Source organism: Sanguibacter sp. Leaf3 (assembly GCF_001425965.1).
GTDB classification, from domain to species: Bacteria; Actinomycetota; Actinomycetes; order Actinomycetales; family Cellulomonadaceae; genus Sanguibacter; species Sanguibacter inulinus.
In genome coordinates this window covers 898,780-920,004 of sequence record NZ_LMRH01000001.1, presented here as the reverse complement: position 1 = coordinate 920,004, position 21,225 = coordinate 898,780, and the positions used below count along the sequence as shown (strand labels likewise).

Annotated in this window: 21 protein-coding genes; 2 read left to right on the top strand and 19 right to left on the bottom strand. The window is 70.2% G+C overall.

All coding sequences use genetic code 11. The annotated features are described in order from the left end of the window. Window positions 1-146: 146 nt before the first annotated feature. From ASG53_RS03965 to ASG53_RS03940, 6 genes are all read right to left on the bottom strand, one after another. Window positions 147-782 carry a peptide deformylase gene (locus ASG53_RS03965; RefSeq protein ID WP_056128752.1) on the bottom strand — a complete coding sequence of 212 codons (636 nt, stop codon included), beginning with the start codon at window positions 780-782 and terminating at the stop codon, window positions 147-149. Between the two features lie 54 nt (window positions 783-836). Then, on the bottom strand, window positions 837-2,183 hold the full coding sequence (glmM, locus tag ASG53_RS03960) for a phosphoglucosamine mutase (protein WP_056128748.1): 1,347 nt from the start codon (window positions 2,181-2,183) through the stop codon (window positions 837-839). A gap of 120 nt (window positions 2,184-2,303) precedes the next feature. Next, a complete protein-coding gene (gene rpsI / locus ASG53_RS03955; protein WP_012867906.1) occupies window positions 2,304-2,792 on the bottom strand; it encodes a 30S ribosomal protein S9 in 489 nt (162 codons plus the stop codon). Between the two features lie 45 nt (window positions 2,793-2,837). Next, window positions 2,838-3,281 (bottom strand): 50S ribosomal protein L13, encoded by a 444-nt coding sequence (gene rplM, locus ASG53_RS03950; RefSeq protein WP_012867907.1) that lies wholly within the window; start codon window positions 3,279-3,281, stop codon window positions 2,838-2,840. 416 nt (window positions 3,282-3,697) lie between these two features. After that, entirely contained in the window at window positions 3,698-4,627 is a 930-nt protein-coding gene (gene trhO / locus ASG53_RS03945) for an oxygen-dependent tRNA uridine(34) hydroxylase TrhO (protein ID WP_056128744.1), read from the bottom strand. Window positions 4,628-4,658: 31 nt separating this feature from the next. Then, window positions 4,659-6,347: an ABC-F family ATP-binding cassette domain-containing protein gene (locus ASG53_RS03940; protein WP_056128740.1), complete on the bottom strand. Its 1,689-nt coding sequence runs from the start codon at window positions 6,345-6,347 to the stop codon at window positions 4,659-4,661. Window positions 6,348-6,492: 145 nt separating this feature from the next. On the opposite strand from ASG53_RS03940, the gene ASG53_RS03935 reads away from it, so the two are divergent. Continuing rightward, complete coding sequence (locus tag ASG53_RS03935; protein ID WP_056128737.1) at window positions 6,493-6,894, top strand: DUF5709 domain-containing protein; 402 nt, start codon at window positions 6,493-6,495, stop codon at window positions 6,892-6,894. A gap of 158 nt (window positions 6,895-7,052) precedes the next feature. Here ASG53_RS03935 and truA read toward each other — a convergent pair whose 3' ends face one another. Next, window positions 7,053-7,916, bottom strand: coding sequence for a tRNA pseudouridine(38-40) synthase TruA (gene truA, locus ASG53_RS03930; RefSeq protein ID WP_056130625.1), 864 nt, complete (start codon window positions 7,914-7,916; stop codon window positions 7,053-7,055). Between the two features lie 184 nt (window positions 7,917-8,100). On the opposite strand from truA, the gene ASG53_RS03925 reads away from it, so the two are divergent. After that, window positions 8,101-8,871, top strand: a complete 771-nt coding sequence (locus ASG53_RS03925) for an ROK family protein (RefSeq protein ID WP_056128734.1) — start codon at window positions 8,101-8,103, stop codon at window positions 8,869-8,871. A 61-nt stretch (window positions 8,872-8,932) separates the two neighbouring features. Here ASG53_RS03925 and ASG53_RS03920 read toward each other — a convergent pair whose 3' ends face one another. The 12 genes from ASG53_RS03920 to secY all read right to left on the bottom strand — a co-directional run bounded on the left by ASG53_RS03920 (window position 8,933) and on the right by secY (window position 21,204). Then, the gene (locus ASG53_RS03920) at window positions 8,933-9,670 is read right to left on the bottom strand and encodes an alpha/beta fold hydrolase (protein WP_235533816.1); all 738 of its coding nucleotides are present in this window, start codon (window positions 9,668-9,670) and stop codon (window positions 8,933-8,935) included. A gap of 19 nt (window positions 9,671-9,689) precedes the next feature. Next, window positions 9,690-11,795, bottom strand: a complete 2,106-nt coding sequence (locus ASG53_RS03915) for a DUF6541 family protein (RefSeq protein WP_056128731.1) — start codon at window positions 11,793-11,795, stop codon at window positions 9,690-9,692. 155 nt (window positions 11,796-11,950) lie between these two features. Beyond that, window positions 11,951-12,496 (bottom strand): 50S ribosomal protein L17, encoded by a 546-nt coding sequence (rplQ, locus tag ASG53_RS03910; protein WP_056128725.1) that lies wholly within the window; start codon window positions 12,494-12,496, stop codon window positions 11,951-11,953. A gap of 58 nt (window positions 12,497-12,554) precedes the next feature. Continuing rightward, window positions 12,555-13,559, bottom strand: a complete 1,005-nt coding sequence (locus tag ASG53_RS03905) for a DNA-directed RNA polymerase subunit alpha (RefSeq protein WP_056128722.1) — start codon at window positions 13,557-13,559, stop codon at window positions 12,555-12,557. Between the two features lie 162 nt (window positions 13,560-13,721). Next, window positions 13,722-14,129, bottom strand: a complete 408-nt coding sequence (gene rpsK / locus ASG53_RS03900; RefSeq protein ID WP_056128719.1) for a 30S ribosomal protein S11 — start codon at window positions 14,127-14,129, stop codon at window positions 13,722-13,724. A 94-nt stretch (window positions 14,130-14,223) separates the two neighbouring features. Then, window positions 14,224-14,598 carry a 30S ribosomal protein S13 gene (gene rpsM / locus ASG53_RS03895; protein ID WP_056128718.1) on the bottom strand — a complete coding sequence of 125 codons (375 nt, stop codon included), beginning with the start codon at window positions 14,596-14,598 and terminating at the stop codon, window positions 14,224-14,226. Between the two features lie 214 nt (window positions 14,599-14,812). Further along, complete coding sequence (rpmJ, locus tag ASG53_RS03890) at window positions 14,813-14,926, bottom strand: 50S ribosomal protein L36 (RefSeq protein ID WP_009740505.1); 114 nt, start codon at window positions 14,924-14,926, stop codon at window positions 14,813-14,815. Between the two features lie 60 nt (window positions 14,927-14,986). Then, complete coding sequence (gene infA / locus ASG53_RS03885; RefSeq protein WP_012867920.1) at window positions 14,987-15,208, bottom strand: translation initiation factor IF-1; 222 nt, start codon at window positions 15,206-15,208, stop codon at window positions 14,987-14,989. A gap of 195 nt (window positions 15,209-15,403) precedes the next feature. Next, a complete protein-coding gene (locus ASG53_RS03880; protein WP_056128715.1) occupies window positions 15,404-18,346 on the bottom strand; it encodes a LuxR C-terminal-related transcriptional regulator in 2,943 nt (980 codons plus the stop codon). A gap of 131 nt (window positions 18,347-18,477) precedes the next feature. After that, window positions 18,478-19,317, bottom strand: a complete 840-nt coding sequence (map, locus tag ASG53_RS03875) for a type I methionyl aminopeptidase (protein WP_056128714.1) — start codon at window positions 19,315-19,317, stop codon at window positions 18,478-18,480. 16 nt (window positions 19,318-19,333) lie between these two features. Then, entirely contained in the window at window positions 19,334-19,918 is a 585-nt protein-coding gene (locus ASG53_RS03870) for an adenylate kinase (RefSeq protein WP_056128712.1), read from the bottom strand. Then, entirely contained in the window at window positions 19,915-21,204 is a 1,290-nt protein-coding gene (secY, locus tag ASG53_RS03865) for a preprotein translocase subunit SecY (RefSeq protein WP_056128707.1), read from the bottom strand. The genes ASG53_RS03870 and secY overlap by 4 nt, the downstream gene beginning before the upstream one ends. Window positions 21,205-21,225 lie beyond the last annotated feature (21 nt).

Below are 21,225 nucleotides of genomic sequence, written 5' to 3'. Positions count from 1 at the left end.
CCTCAGGGGTGGGCATCGGCCGCACGGATGATCGCAGGACGCACGAGGCCCACCTCAGGGACGAGCCGAGGTGGGCCAGAAGGTGCAGACGGCGTGCCACACGGGCCGTGGCAGCCGCGCTCTCGCGGGGTGGGTCAGGCAGTCAGTCAGGCAGTCGGGAAGCGGAGAGCCTGAGCGGCCTCGGCCGGGCCCTCGTGCCCACCCCAGAGCGTGGCGAGGTTGTCGTTCGAGGTGAGCGAGCGGATCTCGGCGTGGTCGAGGTACAGCTGGCCTCGAAGGTGGTCCGTCTCGTGCTGGACGATCCGCGCCGGCCAGCCCGTGAGCTCTTCGTCGAGCTGGCGCCCCGTCTCGTCCTGACCTGTCAGACGGACGGTGCGGAACCGCGCCACGACGGCCTGGTAGCCCTCGACGCTGAGGCAGCCCTCGAAGAACGAGCGTCGCTCGTCGCCGACGCCCTCGTAGGACGGGTTCACGAGCACCCTGTGCTCGAGCGGGGTCCGCTCGCGCGGGTCCTGGGCGTCGGGGGCCCCGGCGTCGTGCACCACGGCGATCTGCAGACCGATGCCGATCTGCGGAGCCGCGAGACCCACCCCGGGGGCGTCGACCATCGTCAGGCGCATCGCGTCGAGGAGGGCGGGCAGCAGGTCGCCGAGCTGACCGTCGTAGGCCGCCGCCGGCTGGCGGAGCACAGGGTGCCCCGCCTGCACGATCGGCAGCACACCACGGTCGAAGGTGTCGAGGTAGCGCTCGACAGCGTCACGGAACGACGGCTGGAGTGTCATGTCACGGGCTCCTGGGGCGACGGCGGCTCGAGGGACGAGCGCTCGGGGTGAGGGTCAGAGGGCGAGGCGCACGCGGACGACGTCCGCGAGAGACTCTGCGACGGTGTCAGCCTGCTCCTGGGTCGCGGCCTCGACCATGACCCGGACGAGCGACTCAGTGCCCGAGGGGCGCAGCAGGACGCGTCCGGTCTCGCCCAGCAGGACCTCGGCCTCGGCGACGGCCGCGAGGACGTCGCTGTCGCTGCTCGCACGGCTCTTGTCCACGCCCTTGACGTTGACCAGAGACTGCGGCAGACGTCCGATGGCCGAGGCGAGCTCCGACATCGTCTTCTTGGTCTCCGCCAGACGGCTCAGCAGGTGCAGCGCCGTGAGCGTGCCGTCACCCGTGGTCGCGTAGTCCGTGAGGAGGACGTGACCTGACTGCTCGCCGCCGACGGAGTAGCCGCTGCGGCGCATCTCCTCGAGGACGTACCTGTCCCCCACGGCCGTCTCGACGGTCCTGATGCCCGACTTCTGCATCGCGAGCTTGAGCCCGAGGTTCGACATGACCGTCGTCACGAGGGTGCCGTTGGTCAACGTGCCGCGCTCGGCGTGAGCCTGCGCGAGGATCCCCATGATCTGGTCGCCGTCGACGATGTTGCCGTCTTCGTCGGCCGCGATGCAGCGGTCGGCGTCACCGTCGAAGGACACACCCGCGTGGGCCCAGTGGCCGACTGTCGCCGCCGCCATGCGGCGGGGGTGGGTGGCGCCGTAGCCGGAGTTGATGTTGATGCCGTCGGGGTAGGACCCGATGACCACGACCTCCGCGCCAGCGCGGCGCAGGGCCTCGGGGCCCACCTCGCTCGCGGCACCGTTGGCCGAGTCCACGACGACCTTGAGCCCGTCGAGACGGTAGGGCACGGTCGAGACGAGGAAGTCGACGTAGCGCCACACGGCTGTGTAGTCCTGCGTCATGCGACCCACGTCGGCACCTGTCGGACGGTCCCAGTCAGCGCGCAGACGCGCCTCGATCTGGTCTTCGACCTCGTCGGCGAGCTTGTACCCCGACCTGTCGAAGAACTTGATGCCGTTGTCTTCCATCGGGTTGTGCGAGGCCGAGAGCATGACGCCGAGGTCCACGTCCATGCTGTGGGTCAGGTACGCGACGGCAGGGGTGGGGACGACACCGACGTCGATGACGTCGACGCCAGCGCTCGCGAGGCCGGCGCAGACGGCGGCCGAGAGGAACTCGCCCGAGGCGCGGGGGTCACGGCCCACGACGGCCTTCGGGCGGTGGCCCGAGAACACACCGCGCTGCCCGAGCACGTGCGCTGCTGCGACCGCGAGGTCGAGAGCGATCTCGGCCGTGACGTCACGGTTCGCGAGCCCGCGCACACCGTCTGTTCCGAAGATACGAGCCATCTGCTGGTACACCCCTGTGAGAAGAGAGAGATCACGGCAGCGGGACTCCGCAGCCCGCCGGTCGAACGGCGAACGGCCCCGATGGGGTCACCATCGGGGCCGTCGCAGAGCGCGAAAGAATCAGCGCTTGGAGTACTGAGGAGCCTTGCGGGCCTTCTTGAGACCAGCCTTCTTGCGCTCGACGACGCGTGCGTCGCGAGTGAGGAAGCCAGCCTTCTTCAGCGTCGCGCGGTTGTGCTCCTCGTCGATCTCATTGAGGGCACGGGCGATGCCGAGGCGCAGCGCGCCGGCCTGGCCGGAGGTGCCGCCACCGACGATGCGGGCGATGACGTCGAAGCGACCCTCGACGTCGACCAGCTTCAGCGGGGAGTTCACGAGCTGCTGGTGGACCTTGTTCGGGAAGTAGCCCTCGAGCGTGCGCCCGTTGATCTTCCACTGTCCGGTGCCGGGGACGAGACGCACACGTGCGACCGCCTCCTTGCGACGACCCAGAGCCTGGGCCGGCGCGGTGATGCTCTGGCCACGGCCCGCGGGGGCGGTGGTCTCAGAGGTGTAGGTGCTGGGTGCTTCTTCGTCCAGCGCGTCGATGTCGACGGTGGTCTCCGCCACGGTGATGTCCTCGCGTCCTTGGTATGTCAGCTGAGCAGGCGGGGCCTACTGAGCGACCTGGGTGATCTCGAACGGCTTCGGCTGCTGCGCAGCGTGGGGGTGCTCAGTGCCACGGTAGACCTTGAGCTTGCCCAGCTGGTTGCGACCGAGGGTGGTCTTGGGGAGCATGCCGCGGACGGCCTTCTCCACTGCGCGCTCCGGGTGCTTCTCGAGCAGGTCGGAGTACGCGACAGCACGCAGACCACCCGGGTAGCCGGAGTGGGTGTAGGCCAGCTTCTGCTCGCGCTTGTTGCCGGTCAGGGCGACCTTGTCCGCGTTGATGACGATGACGAAGTCACCGCCGTCGACGTGCGGAGCGAAGGTGGCCTTGTGCTTGCCACGGAGCAGAGTCGCCACGTGGGTAGCGAGGCGGCCCAGGACGACATCGGTCGCGTCGATGACGTACCAGTCACTCTGGACGTCGCCGGGCTTCGGGGTGTACGTACGCACGGTCGTAGCCTTCGTTTCGTATCGTGTCTTGCCAGACGCAGAGTTCTGCGGCCGGCGAGGTCGGCGAGCGCTCCGTCTCAGACCTAGCGAGTGGGCGCACCGGTCACGTATGGAAGCACAACGACTAGTCACACTATCTGCTCCACGGGTCGCCGGTCAAAACCGACTGCGTCACAACAGACCTCGGGAGGAGGTCGTCCGCGGCCCCTCGGGGCCGGGCCCCGGCGTCAGAGCCGAGGAGGACGGTGGTAGAAGCACGGAGCACTGTGATCCAGCCGCAGCAGATACTACCCGAGAGCCGCGCCGGCCACGTCATGGGTGCGCTGTCCGGGTAGAGGAGTCGGCACCGGAGCCGGGGACCACGATCACCGGCAGGGGGTCCACGAGGGGCAGGGCGATCGCGCCGACGCCGTAGGTCAGGCCGAGACCCTGTCCCCCACCTGGTGAGACGCCTGCCCGGCCTCAGCCGCCGCGCAGGTCGGGCAGGTCTGGGACCGCGCCTGCTCCGAGCAGCCTGCGCACACCACCCGCAGGGTCGTGCACGCCGTGGACGCGCAGTTCTCGTACGAGGCCGTCACGGCCGAGCAGAGCACGCAGGTACCGAGCGGGACGGTCTCCGGGTCGAAGTCGACGTGCATCCGCTCGTCGAAGACGTACAGCGACCCCTCCCACAGGCTCGACGTCCCGAGCTCCTCGCCGTAGCGGACGATCCCGCCGTCGATCTGGTAGACCTCCTCGAAGCCGCGGGCCGTCATGAGCGCCGAGAGCACCTCGCAGCGCACGCCGCCCGTGCAGTAGGTGACGACGGGCCGACCCTTGAGGTCGTCGTACCGGCCCGAGTCGAGCTCGGCCACGAAGTCGCGGGTGGTCCGCACGTCGGGAACGACAGCGCCCCGGAACCTGCCGATCTGAGCCTCGAAGGCATTGCGTCCGTCGAAGAACACGACCTCGTCCCCGCGCTCGGCGACGAGCGCGTCGACCTCCTTCGGGCTGAGGTGGGTGCCACCGCCCACGACCCCGTCGGCGTCGACCTCGAGCTCGTCCGGCGCGCCGAAGCTCACGAGCTCGGGACGCACCTTGACGCTCAGCCGCGGGAAGTCGGCGCCTGTGCCATCGGACCACTTGACGTCCATGGAGGCGAAACCCGGGTACTGGCGCGTCGTCTTCACGTACTGCTTGAGATCCTCGACCGTGCCGCCGAGGGTCGCGTTGATGCCGTGCTCCGACACGATCACCCGCCCCCTGAGGTTCCAGCGCTCGGCGAGCGCCGACTGCCACAGGCGCAGGGCGAGCGGGTCGGGGACCGGGGTGAAGGCGTAGAAGAGGACGATCTTGTGGACAGCCATGCCCCCAGGATAGGTGGCTCAGCCGTCGGGCTCACCGCTCCCGGCGGACCCGCTCCACGTCCCAGACGGGCTCCTGGGTGGCCCGGACCGTGCCGTCGCCCCCGAAGACGAGGAACCTCTCGAAGCCGCGGGCGAACCAGCGGTCGTGGGTCACGGCGACGACGGTCCCCTCGAACTGGGCGAGCCCGGCCTCGAGAGCCTCGGCCGAGTGCAGGTCCAGGTTGTCCGTCGGCTCGTCGAGCAGCAGCAGGGTCGCTCCGCCGAGCTCGAGCAGCAAGATCTGGAAGCGTGCCTGCTGACCACCGGACAAGGTCTCGAACTTCTGCTCCGCCTGCCCGGCGAGCTCGTACCTGTCGAGCGCCTTGCTCGCGGGCTCCCGGCTCATGCCGTCCCGGCTGCCCTCACCGCGGTGCAGGATGTCGAGGAGCGTGCGCCCGTCCCACTCGGGGTGGACGTGGTTCTGGGCGAACCACCCTGGGCGCACCCGCGAACCGAGCGTGACGACCCCTGTGTGCTTGACAGGCTCCTGCGAGGCGGGCATGCCCTCGACCACCGGGGCGTGGTCCGCGGGGTCGGAGCCGCCTGCTGCCAGCAGTCGCATGAAGTGCGACTTGCCCGAGCCGTTCGACCCCAGCACGGCGACCCTGTCGCCGAACCAGATCTCGGTGTCGAAGGGCTTCATGAGGCCTGTGAGCTCGAGCTTCTCGGCCACGACGGCACGCTTGGCCGTCCGACCGCCGGTCAGGCGCACGCGGACGTTCTGCTCCCGCGCGACGACCTCGGGCGGCCCGGCCTCCTCGAACTTGCGCAGGCGGGTCTGGGCCGCCTGGTAGCGGCTCGCCAGACCGTCGTTGAAGGCAGCCCGCGTCTTGAGGCCGTTGACCAGGTCTTTGAGCTTCGTGTGCTCTTCGTCCCAGCGGCGGCGCAGCTCTTCGAGACGGCTCATCCGGTCTTCGCGAGCGGCGGCGTAGGTGTCGAAGCCTTGTCCGTGGACCCAGACCGACGACCCCGACGCACCCGGCTCGAGCGAGGCCACCTGGGTCGCCGTGCGCGAGAGCAGCTCACGGTCGTGGCTGATGAACAGGACGGTCTTGCGGCTCGCGGCGAGCTGCTGCTCGAGCCAGCGCTTGGTCGGGACGTCGAGGAAGTTGTCCGGCTCGTCGAGCAGGAGCACCTCGTCGGGGCCGCGGAGCAGGGAGGTGAGCACGAGGCGCTTCTGCTCACCTCCGGACAGGGTCCGCATCGCGCGGTGCTGCGCCGAGTCGAAGGGGATCGAGAGGACCTCGTCGGTCACGTGGTCCCAGTCGTTCTCGGCGTCGTAGCCGCCGGCGTCGGCCCAGTCGGCGATCGCCTGGGCGTAGCGCATCTGGGTCGGCTCGTCGTCCGTGGTCATCATCGCGATCTCGGAGTCCGCGAGCTCGACGCCCGCCGCCCTGACGGCAGGGTTCGCGAGGTCGACCAGGACGTCGCGGATGGTCCTGTCGTCGTCGATCCGTCCGACGAGCTGACGCATGACGCCGAGCCCGCCGCTGCGGTTCACCCGGCCGCCGTGAGCCTCGAGGTCGCCCGAGACGATGCGCATGAGCGTGGTCTTGCCAGCGCCGTTGGGGCCCACCAGGGCCACCTTCGCGCCGTCGCCGACACGCAGGTCGACCCCCGACAGCAACGGACGCCCGTCGGGGAGGAAATAGCTGACGTCGTTGATGTCGATGTGTCCCACGGGGCTAGTGTGCCGTCTCGGCAGGGCTGGGAGCGAGCTCAATACCCGTCGGCGCCTGCGGCGACGTCCAGGCTCGCCGCCTGCACGAGGGTCCGGGCGCTCCCCTCGACGTGCGGACCGTGCTGCGCGGTGACACCGTGGAGGGATGAGCGAAGACACACCGGCAACCAGCACCGACGCCGCGCTGAACAGCGAGGGCGACACCGACCAGCTGCCCAAGGAGGACACCCTCACCCAGCGTGGGGTCGACGACCTCCTCGACGAGGGCTACTCCCCGCCCGAGAGGCCGCGGAGCAACCACTTCGGCGAGACGGCTCTCGAGGAGATCCAGGGCGAGACCCTCGACCAGCGACTCGCCGAGGAAGAACCCGACATCTTCGACGCCCCGGACTCCGGCGCGACCCAGCCCGACCGCGCAGGACGCCTCGTGGCCGACCCCGACGCCCTCGACGGGCGGGTCAACGACACCTTCGCCGAAGACACCGGTGTCGACGGCGGAGCGGCGAGCGCCGAAGAGGCAGCCGTGCACATCGTCGAGGAGCCCTGAGCGCAGGGATCCCCGACCACCCGACGAGCGCGGCGACGCCGTCACGCTCTTCAGCACCGCAGGCCCGTCCGGCTCCGGACGGGCCTGCGGTGTCTCCGACGTCGTGCGGTGGGTACCGCGCTGCGCGGCGGCGCCCTCTCGAGCCGGGACCGTACGGCCTACTGCCAGATGTGCTCTTCGATCCTCCGGGCTCGTGAGCGCTCCGCCTGGGCGGCGACCTCGTCGTCGGAGGGGTAGAAGACCTCTTCGAGGGTGAGCCCGTGCGGGGGGACCACCCCGGCGAGGGGGTCGCGCACTCCCCCGCGCAAGATCTCCCCGGGCCACTCCACGGGGCGCTGGCCGTAGCCCACAGCCATCGATGCCCCCACGAGCGCGCGGACCATGTTGTGGCAGAACGCGTCCGACTGGACGCTCGCGACGACGAGCCCGTCGTCAGGCCCACCCACCCGGCGCTCCCACCGGAGCTCCTGCAGGTGCCGGATGGTCGTCGCGCCAGGCCTGGGACGGCAGAAGGCCGCGAAGTCCCGCACCCCCACGAGCGGCTCGGTGGCCGCGCGCATCGCGTCGACGTCGAGGGGCCGCCGGGACCACAGGGTCCAGTCGGCGCGCAAGGGGTCGCGCAGCTCGGCGCGGTCGACGATCCGATAGCTGTAGCGCCGCCACAGCGCACTGAACCTCGCGTCGAAGCCTGGCGGCGCGACTGTCACCGCCCGGACCACGACGTCGGCCGGCAGCACGCCGCTGATGCGGGAGAGCAGCGCCTGCTCGCTCGTCCTGTCTCCCCGACCCTCGAGCTTGATCCAGGTCTCGTCCGGGACGTCGATGTGCGTGACCTGCCCCCGGGAGTGCACGCCGGCGTCGGTGCGCCCGGCCACCGTCAGACGGACCCGGGTGCGCAAGACCTGGGCGAGACCGTCTTCGAGGGTCCCCTGGACCGTCCGCAGCCCAGGCTGGACAGCCCAGCCGGCAAAGTCTGTCCCCCTGTAGGAGATGTCTAGTCTGATGCGCATCACGTCCTCCATGATGACGCACCGCGGGCTGCCGGGCGGACCCAGGTGGGCCCTGCGCACAGCAGCACCTGGACAGCGGCAGCGAGGCCTGCGCCGCGGCAGCGGGACCAGGGCGACACCGGACCGAGGGACGTCACACCACCTGGCAGGGCCTCAGACCCGCCACGGGCGCAGCGACGGACGTATCCTGCACCTCATGTCTGCTTCCGGCTCTCCGGCCCCGCTCACGCTCTCCGTCGACTGCGGGGGCGGCGGCATCAAGGCTGCGGTGCTCGACGCCGCAGGGACGGCGCACGCGCCTGCGGTCCGGGTCCCGACGCCGTACCCGCTCTCGCCGGAGCTGCTCGTCGACACCGTCGCCGGCCTCGCCCGTGACCTGCCGCCCGCGGACAGGGTGAGCCTGGGGATGCCGGGGATGATCCGGCACGGTGTCGTGATCCACACGCCGCACTACATCACCCGGACAGGTCCTCGCTCGCGGATCGACCCCGAGCTGCGTGAGCTGTGGTCCGGCTTCGACGCGAGGGCCGCCCTCGAGGGGCGTCTGGGTGTCCCGGTCCTCGTGCTCAACGACGCGGAGATCCACGGCGCCGGCGTGGTCGCGGGGACAGGCCTCGAGCTCGTGCTGACCCTCGGGACCGGGCTCGGCAGCGCGCACTTCGACGGCGGCCGGGTAGCACCCCACCTCGAGCTCTCCCACGCACCCGTGCGACGCGGCACCACCTATGACGCGTACATCGGCGAGATCGAGCGGCACAGGCTCGGGGACGGTCTGTGGTCGAGGCGCGTCGCACGCGTCGTCGACGGCCTGCGGCCCGTGTTCCTGTGGGACCGGCTGTACATCGGCGGGGGCAACTCGCGCCGGATCACCCAGGCCGTGCTCGACAGGCTGGGCGACGAGGTCGTCATCGTGCCGAACTCGGCAGCCCTCGTCGGCGGCGCCAGGGCCTGGGACCTCTTCGGATAGCCGGTGCGCCAGGCGCGGGTGGGGGTGCTGCTCCCGGCCATCCGTGAGCCGCTCTGGCCGTCTAGGGCCGCGCAGACGGGTCGACAGCCTCGAGGGCCTCGAGCACGACCCGTGTGAAGGCGACGGGCGCGTCGAGGCTGACCAGGTGCCGGGCCCTCGGGACCACCACTGTCCGGACAGGCTGGCCAGAGCGCTCCGCGGCCCTGCGGAACGCTGCCTGCTGGGTGCGGAAGTGGTCGAGGGCGCCGTTGACGAGCCACACCGGGCACCGCGACCTCGGCAAGGAGCCGAGCGGGTCGAGGCCACCGACGGCATCGAGCGCCTCGGACATCACGCGGAGCGCGAAGCCGCCGGCCGCGATGTCGTCCTGTGCCTGCGGAGAGAGCGCCGCACGGACGACGAAGGCGTTCAACCGGGCCCCAGAGTCCGGTGTCCGCTCGATCCAGCGGGAGAGCCGCGCCCACGCGGCCCGCAGCGGCACCCGGGGGTCTGTGCAGCAGCCGGCGGCGACCAGCCCGCGCACGGCGTCAGGGTGCTTGTCCGCGAACTCGACCGACAAGAACCCACCGAGCGACAGCCCGACGAGGAGCACCTCGCCGCCCAGGTCGTCGACGGCCTCGGCGATCACGGCGTCGCAGGCGGCGAGCGTGAAGGGCTCCCCGAGGCGGGTGCCGTGCCCCGGGAGGTCGACCGCCCGGACACGACGCCCCGCGGCCTCGAGGGAGGCGACCTGCGCCCGCCACATGGTCGACGAGGTCCGGATGCCGTGGACCAGCACGACAGGGAGTCCGGCCTGCACCCCAGGCGCTGTCGGCACGTCAACCACAGGCCGTCAGCTCGTAGAGAGCGGCGTCCCCTGCCGTGGCGACGGGGACGAAGCCTGTCGACACGTCGACCTCAGACAGGGCTGGTCCGAGCGGGCTGCGCTTGGCGCCGTCGCGAGGCTTCGTCCGGTCGACGTAGAAGTGGGTCACCCCGAGCTCACGCACGGCCTCGCACACCCTCGGGTCTGTCGTGACGTCGTCGAAGTGGTCGACGAGGTACTGCCGGTCCGGGTCGAGCCCGGAGATGTTCAGCTGCGGGAGCACGACGTGGGTGCGCCCCACAGACCACGCGTAGGGCGCGCCGCTGAACGGGTCCCCCAGCACGACGGCGTCGTCACCGACGATCTCCGGCAGGTCGCGCATCAGCTCGAGCTCGTCGACGCTGAGCATGGTCCCCCACTGGATGCTCGCCGGGTCGTAGGCCTGGGCGAACCTCACGGCCCGCTGCGGGGCCTGGAAGGCCGCCGACGTCACGAAGGCGACCAGCAGCAGCGCGCCTGTCAGCGCGACCGGAGACCGGAGCCATGGCGCGCCGGGAGCCTTGTCCCGGACCCGTCCGCTCGCACGCACCCTGTCGACCACGGCCAGCGCGCCGACCGCCGCGAGGACCGCCGCAGGCACCGGGTAGAAAGCCTCGATCCGAGCTGCCTGGGTGTACCAGATCCCGGTGACCAGCCTCAGTGGGTTCTCCGGACCGGCGGCCAGGGCAGCGAGTGCCACGACGAGACCCGCGGAGACCACGAGCCAACGGTGCCGTCGCCGACGCAGGGGCACCACAGCCCCGACGACCACGAGCACCGACACCACGATGTTGCCGGGTACAGGGGTCAGGACAGTGTCGGTGAGGATCCGGGCGACCGACACGGGGATGCTCCGTTGCGGGGCCCGTGCGAAGCCGAAGACCATGTCGAGGACCGACGACCGGCTGAGCACGAGAGCAGCAGCCGTCACGAAGACCACCACGAAGACGGCCGGCACGAGCACCGCAGTCCTGCGCCCGCCGCGCCACGCGTCGCGGACGACGACGGCGAGCACCGTCACCACGAAGGGCGCGAGGACCACCGCCAACCCCACGAAGCCGCTCGGCTGTGCGAGTGCTACACCAGCAGCACTGCCCAGGGCCAGGGCCGTCAAGACCACAGAGGTCACCCGGGCGACAGGGGGCGAGGTCCGGTCCGCGCGGGACCGCCACGACCTCGTGGCCGTGACCACGGCGGCGGCCGCCCCAGGGATCAGCATGGTCGCGAGACCGTTGGGCCACTGCGCGAGGGTGGCCAGCTGCACGGTCGGGAACATCGAGAAGGCAGACACCGCCAGGGCCGAGAGCACGGTGACCGCAGGTCGGTGCGGGAGAACTGCGCGGGCGAAGGCCGCAGCGCCTAGGACCCACACGACACTCATGACGAGGGTCGAGGCATTCGCCGCAGCCGTGATCGACGACGCCGTCAGCGGACCGCCGAGGCTCACGACGAGCGACACCGCCGCGTGCCAGGCCGTCGGGTAGTAGACGCTCGCACCTGTGCCGTAGAGCCCGTTGAGCTGGCTCGCGTCCCCGGTCTCCTGGATCAGGGCGAGCCCGTTGAGGTGGTAGACGGCGTCCCACTGCTGGAGCGGGGCGTCCGGGGCCCCCATGCCGATCATGGTCGGGACGACAGTCACGACAGCGGACCCCGCGACCGCGGCACAGACCCACGCCCGCCACGACCACGTCGACGGTGCCCAGCGTCGGCCTGCGCCGCGAGACGAACCCTCTGACGGCGTCCCGGACCAGGCAGGCCCAGCACCGAGCCCGTCTGCGCCGGGCAGCAGACCGGTGACGCGCGCCCACCCAGAGCGGGTCGCGCGCCTGGCCAGGACGGCGACCGCAGCGACGACGACCAGGCACCCCAGCGCGAGAAGACCGACCGTCACGGGCGACCAGGCGACCCCGGACCTCGCGAGGACGACGGCGAGCACTGCGTAGAAGGCGACCGACAGTCCGGGGCCGGCACCAAGGGCCAGCCAGGCCGGGACGCCGGCGGCTCGCGCGACGAGCGCTCCAGGCGCGACCAGCACGGCCGCGCACGCCACGAAGGCTGGCACGAGCTCGATCCAGGACACGGACCGCTCCCCTCGTCGTCGTCTCTCGGCCCGTGGACGTGCTCGTGCACGCGCACCGGGGTCGACGTTAGCGCACGAGGCCCGGTCCGTGACGAGTCACGGACCGGGCCTCGTGGATGAAGCTCAGGCACTCGCCCCTGGGGACGAGGGCGGCGTCAGGCGTCCTTCTCGGACGACTCCTCTGCCGGTGCCTCGGCGTCAGCGGCCGGAGCCTCGGACGCGGGTGCCTCGTCAGCCTTGGCAGCCTTCGGGGCGGTCTTCTTCGCGGCCTTCTCGGCCTCGCGGACGACAGACTGCTTGGCGCTCACGGGCTCGAGGATGAGCTCGATGACGGCCATGGGGGCGTTGTCGCCCTTACGGTTGCCGACCTTCGTCACGCGGGTGTAGCCACCGTTGCGCTCGGACATGGCCGGGGCGATCTCGGTGATGAGGCGGTGCAGCGTGGTCGCAGCGTCGCCCTCTTCGCCGGGACGGTTGACCGTCTTGGAGTTGATGGTCTTGGCGACCTGGCGGATGTTGTGCAGGTCTCCGCGCTTCGCCTTCGAGATGAGGCGCTCGGCGAAGGGCTGCAGGCGCTTGGCCTTGGTCACCGTGGTGGTGATGCGGCCGTGCTCGAAGAGGCTCGTCGCGAGGTTCTTGAGGATGAGGCGCTCGTGGGACGGGCTTCCGCCGAGACGCGCACCCTTGGTGGGGGTAGGCATGGTGTGTGCTCCTAGAAAGGTGGGGGTGTGCCGGCCGCTCGCGCGGACGACTCAGACGTCAGGTGTACTGCTCGTCTTCCGTGTCGTCGCCGTCGTAGTAGTCGGCGGTCGAGGGGTCGAAGTCCAGCGGGGAGTCCTTGAGGGACAGGCCGAGCTCGGCGAGCTTGTCCTTGACCTCATTGATGGACTTCGCACCGAAGTTACGGATGTCGAGCAGGTCTGCCTCGCTGCGTGCCACGAGCTCACCCACGGCGTGGATGCCCTCGCGCTTGAGGCAGTTGTACGAACGGATCGTCAGCTGGAGGTCCTCGATCGGGAGCGCCAGGTCAGCGGCCAGCGCGGCGTCGGTCGGCGACGGGCCGATCTCGATGCCCTCGGCCTCGACGTTGAGCTCACGGGCCAGGCCGAACAGCTCGACCAGCGTCTTACCAGCCGACGCGAGCGCGTCGCGGGGGCTGATGGCCTGCTTGGTCTCGACGTCGACGATGAGCTTGTCGAAGTCGGTGCGCTGCTCGACACGGGTCGCCTCGACCTTGTACGTGACCTTGAGGACCGGCGAGTAGATCGAGTCGACCGGCACGCGGCCGATCTCGGCGTCGAAGGACTTGTTCTGCTGGGCAGAGACGTAGCCACGTCCACGCTCGACGGTGAGCTCGATCTCGAGCTTTCCCTTGTCGTTGAGGGTCGCGATGTGCAGATCGGGGTTGTGCACCTCGACGCCCGCCGGCGGGACGATGTCCGCGGCGGTGACCACACCGGAGCCCTGCTTGCGCAGGTACATCACGACGGGCTCGTCGTTCTCCGAGGAGACGACGAGGTTCTTGACGTTGAGGATGATCTCGGTGACGTCTTCCTTGACACCGGGGACGGTGGTGAACTCGTGGAGCACACCGTCGATCCGGATCGAGGTGACTGCAGCGCCGGGGATCGACGAGAGCAGCGTGCGACGGAGCGAGTTGCCGAGCGTGTAGCCGAAGCCAGGCTCGAGCGGCTCGATGGAGAAGCGGGAGCGGCTCTCCGAGATGACCTCTTCGGTCAGTGTGGGGCGCTGTGCGATAAGCACGTGGGTGTGTTCCTTTCAGCATGCGTCCGCTATATGACGCATCACGAACCCGGGACGAAGATCTCCTCGCCGGGACCTGCAGCTTGCTGCCGGGTGACGGTGCTCTGCCCACGTGCGGGGCACGTGGGCAGAGCACCGTCTCGGCGGTGACGACCGGTCAGGTCAGACGCGGCGGCGCTTGGGCGGGCGGCAGCCGTTGTGCGCCTGGGGGGTGACGTCCTGGATCGAGCCGACCTCGAGGCCAGCGGCCTGGAGGGAGCGGATCGCGGTCTCGCGCCCGGAGCCGGGGCCCTTGACGAAGACGTCGACCTTCTTCATGCCGTGCTCCTGCGCACGGCGTGCAGCGGCCTCGGCGGCGAGCTGCGCGGCGAACGGGGTCGACTTGCGCGAACCCTTGAAGCCGACCTGGCCGGAGGAGGCCCAGGAGATGACCGCACCGGACGGGTCCGTGATGGACACGATGGTGTTGTTGAAGGTGCTCTTGATGTGCGCCTGGCCGATGGCGACGTTCTTCTTGTCTTTACGGCGAGGCTTGCGTGCGCTCTGGGCGCCGCGAGTCTTGGGAGGCATGTGCTGTTTCTTTCCTTGCTCGAGGTCTTCGGATCGCGGGAGAGGTGTTCGGCGGCCGATGTAGAACCGCCGGCTCCCGGCGAACTACTGGCTGCTAGCGGGCCTTCTTCTTGCCGGCCACGGTGCGCTTGGGGCCCTTGCGGGTACGCGCGTTGGTCTTCGTGCGCTGTCCGCGCACGGGCAGGCCGCGGCGGTGGCGCAGACCCTCGTAGCAGCCGATCTCGACCTTGCGGCGGATGTCAGCAGCAACCTCACGGCGAAGGTCACCCTCGAGCTTGTAGTTGCCCTCGAGGTAGTCACGGAGCGAGACGAGCTCGGCGTCGCCGAGGTCCTTCACGCGGACGTCGGGGCTGATGCCCGTCGCTGCCAGCGTCTGCTGGGCGCGGGTACGGCCGACGCCGAAGATGTAGGTGAGTGCAACCTCGAGCCGCTTGTCGCGGGGGAGGTCGACACCGATAAGACGTGCCATGTGCCTTCCGGCTCCTGTACTGCATTCGGAGGTCTGCCGCACCATCTCTCGCGGATTTGCGAGCCCCGGCCTCCGAGCCGAGGGTGACGCCTGGTCACGGATCTCTCCGTGCCAGCCGTTGGTGGTGCGCTGGGTCGTGCGTGCCCGGTTGTTCAGCCCGCCGGACAGGCACTGGTCGATCTGTGAAGCATGTGCCCTAGAGCACCGAGGCCTCTCAGCCCTGGCGCTGCTTGTGACGCAGGTTCTCGCAGATGACCATGACGCGACCGTGCCGGCGGATCACCTTGCACTTGTCGCAGATCTTCTTGACGCTGGGCTTGACCTTCATCGTGGTTCCTCCGCCGCCGTGTGGCGCATGCGCGCAAGACAGCAGTTGATCGAGTGGTGGTTACTTGTAGCGGTAGACGATCCGGCCACGGGACAAGTCGTACGGGCTCAGCTCGACCACTACGCGGTCCTCGGGGAGGATCCGGATGTAGTGCTGTCGCATCTTGCCCGAGATGTGAGCGAGCACCTTGTGACCGTTGGCAAGCTCCACGCGAAACATCGCGTTCGGCAGCGCCTCGACCACGCTGCCCTCGATCTCGATGACACCGTCCTTCTTCGCCATATCCTCCGCTAACTCTCGTGACGAACATCCTGCCCACGGCCGCGTCGGCCACGCCCGGAACGGGTCCGGGAGACGTGGTCTGCAGCTGTTGCCAGCTGTCGAGACCGTGGGGTGGTGGTGGAAGTGCGCGAGCACTACACACCCAACGAAACATCCTACGGCACGAGACCCGAAACAGGAAAACTGTGCCGCACGTCATGCCATGTCGTCGTCGTCCTCGTAGTCAGCGTCGTCCTCGGCGTCGTCGTCCGGGCGCTCGTCGCCTGCACGCCCGGTGGGCGCGGCGCCCCTGCCGCCGCCCCTCCTCCCACGGCCGGCCGGCCCGCCTCGGCCGCCTGGTCCACCTCGCCGACCGGCATCCCCAGGGCCTCGCGCTCCCCCGGCGCCAGGTTCCCCGGCGGGGTCGTCGAGCAGCCCCAGGTCGCGCGCCTTCTCGACGGTCTCGACGCTCGAGTGCGTCCCGAGCTTCTGGTAGATGCTCCGCAGGTGCGTCTTGACGGTGTTGGCGGACAAGAACAACGAGCGGGCGACGCTCGCGAGCGACGGGCTCTCGGCCAGGCTGCGCAGCACCTGCATCTCGCGGCTGCTGAGCCTGGCGCGCGGCGACTCCCCGGGGAACACGCTGTCGCTCTCGGCGAAGCCCGGTGCGTCGAGGACAGCGCGGACCGCGGGGACCTGCGGAGCCAGGTCCTCCAGCACGTCGCGCGGGACCTTGAGGAAGCTGCGCAGCAGCCCGGTCGCCCGGAAGAGGGCGACAGCCTCTTCGAGCGCGACGGCAGCCTCGTGCCTGTGCCCGCGGCCGAGCTCGGCCGCGGCGAGCACCAGCAGCAGGTCGAGACGCATCCGCGGGCCGTTGAGGTGCGTGGCCAACCACGCAGTGCACCTGTCGACGGCGTCGTCCAGGTCCCCGGCGACGAGGTCTGTCCGGGCGCAGGCGATCGCGACGGCCTCGTACCGCCGGTCCATGCCCGCGACCGCTGCTCGGGCCCGCGAGACGTACCCGAGCCCGAGGTACAGCTCGACCGCTGCCCCTGCCAGGAGAGACTCCCGCAGGCTCCGTGACGCGCTGCTGCCCTCGAGAGCCTGACGCGCCGCCTCGACCTCCGCCAGAGCCTCGTAGTGGGTGCCGTCGCGCAGGGCGATCTGCGACCTCACAGCGATGACCACGACACCGAGCCCGGACGCAGCACCAGGATCGTCGGGCGGCAGCAGAGCGGTGCCGTCGGACGGTTCGAGGCGCTCGAGCGCGACGATCGCCCGGACCGTCTGGACCCCTCGTCCCTCCGCCGTGCGGCCTGCTGTGCTGGCCCGGCCGAGCTCCGAGACGACGGCGGGGACCTCGAGCAGCCACTCCTCAGCCTGCTCCAGATAGCCGAGCAGCGCACAGCACAGAGCGGCGCCGACCGCAGCCTCCCGCAGCACGAGCGGCCTGCCCGCGCTGCGTGCGAGACCAGCCCCCTGACGGAAGGCCGAGAGCGCGCCCTCGACGTCTCCGGCGAGGAACCGTGTCACCGCCCACTCGTAGAGCAGCGGCGCGAGCTCCCCCTGGGCGGCCGCGTCCGCCCCGTCGAGGATCGGCCCGACGCCCACCTGTGCCTGCTCGGCGAGGTGGGTCGCGGCGCCGTAGTCACCGGTGAGGCGCAGCGTGACGATCTGCGCCAGCCCCTCCTCCATCGAGCCGAGCGCCTGGGCCGCCGCGTCGGTCCCGTCGCCCTCGGTGGTCCCAGGCCCGGCTGCCCGCAGCCCGCGCGCGGCGTCGTGCGCCGCGCCACCAGGGTCGCCGCGCCGCGGGCGGAGCACGGGCAGCAGGTGCGCGTGCGCGATCCCGAGGCGAGGGTGGCGGGCCAGCACGGTCGCCGGCACCCGTTCGACCACGTCGGCGACGACCTCCGGGTGCTCCGCGACCAGGGTCGCCCAGTGACTGTCGACGAGCTCGGCACAGGCCTCCCAGGTCCGCGCCTCGAGCAGGTGCTCGACGGCCTCGCCGACCCGCCCCTGAGCCGTCCGCAGCCGTGCCATGCGGCGCTGCGCGACCCTGTACCGCCGCGGTTCCTCAGCACGGAAGATCTCCGTCGCCGCCAGGGCGACAGCCTCGACGTACCTGAGCCGCACCTGCGTGCCTGCGGTCTCCTGGACGAGCAGACCGACGTCGACGAGCCCGCAGACGATGTCCGCGCAGTCACGCAGGCCTGTGGTCCAGGTCGCGTCGTCGACCGTGAAAGGCCCGATGAAGCCCGTGAGCTGCACAAAACGCTTGAGCGCTGGGTCGGCGAGCTCGTCCCAGACCGATCTGAGATAGGGGAGCCCCGCCGAGAGGTCGAGCCTGTGGCCCGGCACTGCCGGTGTCGCCGGCACCACGGCCTGTCGACCTGTGGCCTCGACAGCAGGTCCGTCGGCCCGCGTCGCGAGGTCTGACCGGGACCGTCCTCCAGGGCGAGCCCGCGGACCAGAGCCGACGAGCACGGCACGCAGCAGCGCCGCCCATCCACCGGTCGCCCGGACGAGGGACCGGACCGACTCGCCCGAGAAGTCGTGACCGAGGGCCGCGACGAGGCGGGTGGTGTCGTCGACCCCGAGCAAGAGGTCCTGGGGTCCGAGGACCACCGAGTCGACGGTCGAGGCGAGGAGCGGCTCGGTGGTCCGCGGGCTCCGCGCCAGCACCACCACGTAGAGCAGGTCGAACCGCTGGACGAGCTCGAGGATCTCCCCGGCGACGTGCGGGTCAGGGTTGTCGTCGAAGTCGTCGACGACCACACAGAGCGGCTCGGTGCGTCCAGCGATCGCTGCGACCACGTCGCTCCGCCCGGGCACGAGGCCTGGCTCGACGGCGCTCAGCCCGGCGCGCCACAGCTCGGCCGCGAGCCGCGCCCAGAACGGGGCGGGCATCCCGTCCGCCAGGACCGACGGCAGCCTGCACGACACCCAGACGAGGTCGTGACCGAGGGTCCGTGCACGGGCCCACGAGCTGACGAGCGCCGTCTTGCCGTAGCCCTTGGGGGCGCAGATCACCGTGAGCGGCTCGTGGCGGTCGAGCAACGACGTCAGTGCGGGCTTGCCGACGAGGACCGAGGGCGCACGAGGGAGCCTCGGGGGGCGCGTGCCACCCCCAGCCCCCCGGTGCTCGGAATCCCACGACATCTGGTCGCCCTGCTCGTCGGTCCTTCTGCTCGAAGGACGGGAGGCCCTGGCTCGCCCAGGAATCGCGAGGCTACCGCCACGGCCTCGACGGTGGGAAGACGATCGGGCGGAGTTCGCCCGCCCGAACCGCGTCAGACCGGGGCGATCTCCACACCCAGGGCCGCAAGGCGGGCTGCGCCACCGTCTTCGGCCGTGAGGACCCAGAGCCCGTCCTCGAGGATCGCGACGGTGTGCTCCCAGTGGGCGGCCCTCGACCCGTCGCTCGAGACCACGGTCCAGTCGTCCTCGCAGACGTGGGTCAGCTGGTCGCCACGGGTGACCATGGGTTCGACCGCGAGGCACATCCCGGGGCGGATCTTCGCGCCGCGCTCTCGGGTGCGGTAATTCAGCACGTCCGGGGGCTGGTGCATCGCGGTACCGATACCGTGCCCGACGTAGTCCTCGACGATCCCGTAGCGGGCACCGTCACGCTCGGCGGCCTCGGTGATCGAGTCGTCGACAGCGTTCGCGACAGCGCTCAGACGCTCCCCCGACGCGAGAGCTGCCACGCCGGCCCACAACGCGTCGTCCGTGGCACGGATGAGCGCCAGGTCGCGCGGGTCTGCAGCGGCCTCTCCCCCGACGACGAAGGACACCGCGGCGTCGGCGTGCCAGCCGTCGACGATCGCTCCGCAGTCGACCGAGACCAGGTCCCCGTCGACCAGGACCCGGCCGCCGGGGATGCCGTGGATGACGGCGTCGTTGACCGAGACGCAGACCGTCGCCGGGAAGCCCTCGTACCCGAGGAAGGACGCCGTGGCACCAGCGTCGGCGATCACGGCCGCGGCCACGGCATCGAGATCTGCTGTGGTCAGGCCCGCAGCCGCAGCGTCTTCGACAGCCCTCAGGGCCGCAGCGACCACGAGCCCGGCCCTGCGCATGCACGACACCTGCTCAGGTGTCTTGTACTCGATCTTCTCGCGGCCGAACATCGTGGTCTTCTGTCTCTCAGGAGTGCAGCTGGTCGAGCGCACCGAGCAGGCGGGTGGTGACCTCGTCGACGGAACCGATGCCGTCAACCTGGGCCAGGGCGCCACGCTCGGCGTACAGCCGTGCGATCGGCGCCGTCTGCTCGGCGTAGACCGACAGACGGTGCCGGATGACGGGTTCGGTGTCGTCCGCACGACCCTCGATCTCCGCACGGCCCAGGAGCCGCTCGACGACGATCTCAGGGTCGGCGGTGATCTCGACGGCCCCGTCGAGCGTCAGCCCGAGGTCTGTGAGGATCGTGTCGAGCTCGGCCACCTGGGCCACGTTGCGCGGGTAGCCGTCGAGGATGAACCCCTGCTCCCCCGCAGCGACCTTGGAGGCGAGCTTGTCGCGCACCATGGCGTTGGTGACCTCGTCGGGGACGAGCTCGCCCTTCGCCGTGTACTGCTGGGCGAGCAGACCGAGCTCGGTCTCGCCCTTGATGTTCGAGCGGAAGATGTCGCCTGTCGAGATCGCCTCGATCTGGAGCGACTCGGCCAGGCGCGCGGCCTGGGTGCCCTTTCCCGCTCCGGGAGGGCCGAGGAGGACGATGCGTGCGCTCAACGGAGGAACCCTTCGTAGTGACGCTGCTGCAGCTGGGAGTCGATCTGCTTCACGGTCTCGAGACCGACACCGACGATGATGAGGATCGACGTACCACCGAACGGGATGTTGGTGCTGACGTCGAGCAGCAGGAACGTGATGGTCGGGATCAGCGCGATCAGAGCGAGGTAGATCGCTCCGGCCGAGGTGATCCTCGTGATGACGTAGTCGAGGTACTCGGCGGTCGGACGGCCGGCACGGATGCCGGGCACGAACCCGCCGTACTTCTTCATGTTGTCGGCGACCTCGTCCGGGTTGAACGTGATGGCCGTGTAGAAGAAGCAGAAGAAGAGGATGAGGAGCACGTAGAGCACGATGTGCAGAGGGGCCTCGGGCAGCGCGATGTTGCGCTGGACCCACTGCACCCAGCCGGCCTCGGGCGCCGCGAACTGGGCGATGAGTGCCGGGACCGCGAGCAGCGAGGACGCGAAGATCACGGGGATCACGCCGGCCATGTTGATCTTGATCGGGATGTACGTGGTCGAACCGCCGTACATCTTGCGACCGACCATGCGCTTGGCGTACTGGACCGGGATGCGTCGCTGGGACTGCTCGACGAAGACGACCAGCGCGACGACCACGAGGGTCACCAGGATGACGATGATGAACTTCTGCACGCCACCGGCACCGCCGGCGATCGAGAAGAGCGCGGGCGGGAAGCTCGCGGCGATCGACGTGAAGATCAGCAGCGACATACCGTTACCGACGCCACGCTCGCTGATGAGCTCACCGAGCCACATGATCAGGCCCGCGCCACCGGTCATCGTGATGACGATGAGCAGCGAGGTCATGAAGCTGTCGTTCGGGATGACGTCGCAGCCCGGCAGCAGCTGACCGTTGCGTGCCATGGTCACGTAGGTCGTGGCCTGCAAGACGGCGAGGCCGATGGTGAGGTAGCGGGTGTACTGCGTGAGCTTCGCTGTACCCGACTGGCCCTCCTTGTGGAGCGCCTCGAAGTGAGGGATCACGACGCGGAGCAGCTGGACGATGATGCTCGCGGTGATGTACGGCATGATGCCGAGCGCGAAGATCGACAGCTGCAGCAGCGCACCGCCGCTGAAGAGGTTCACCAGACCGAGGAGCTCTCCGCTGCCACCGTCGGCGAGGCAGGCCTGCACGTTCCCGTAGTCGATGCCCGGGGACGGCACGAAGGAGCCGACACGGAACAGCGCCATGATCGAGATCGTGAACAGCAGCTTGCGCCGCAGGTCGGGCGTGCGGAACGCCCTTGCGAATGCGCTGAGCACCAAGTCCTCCTGGTCCGCCGA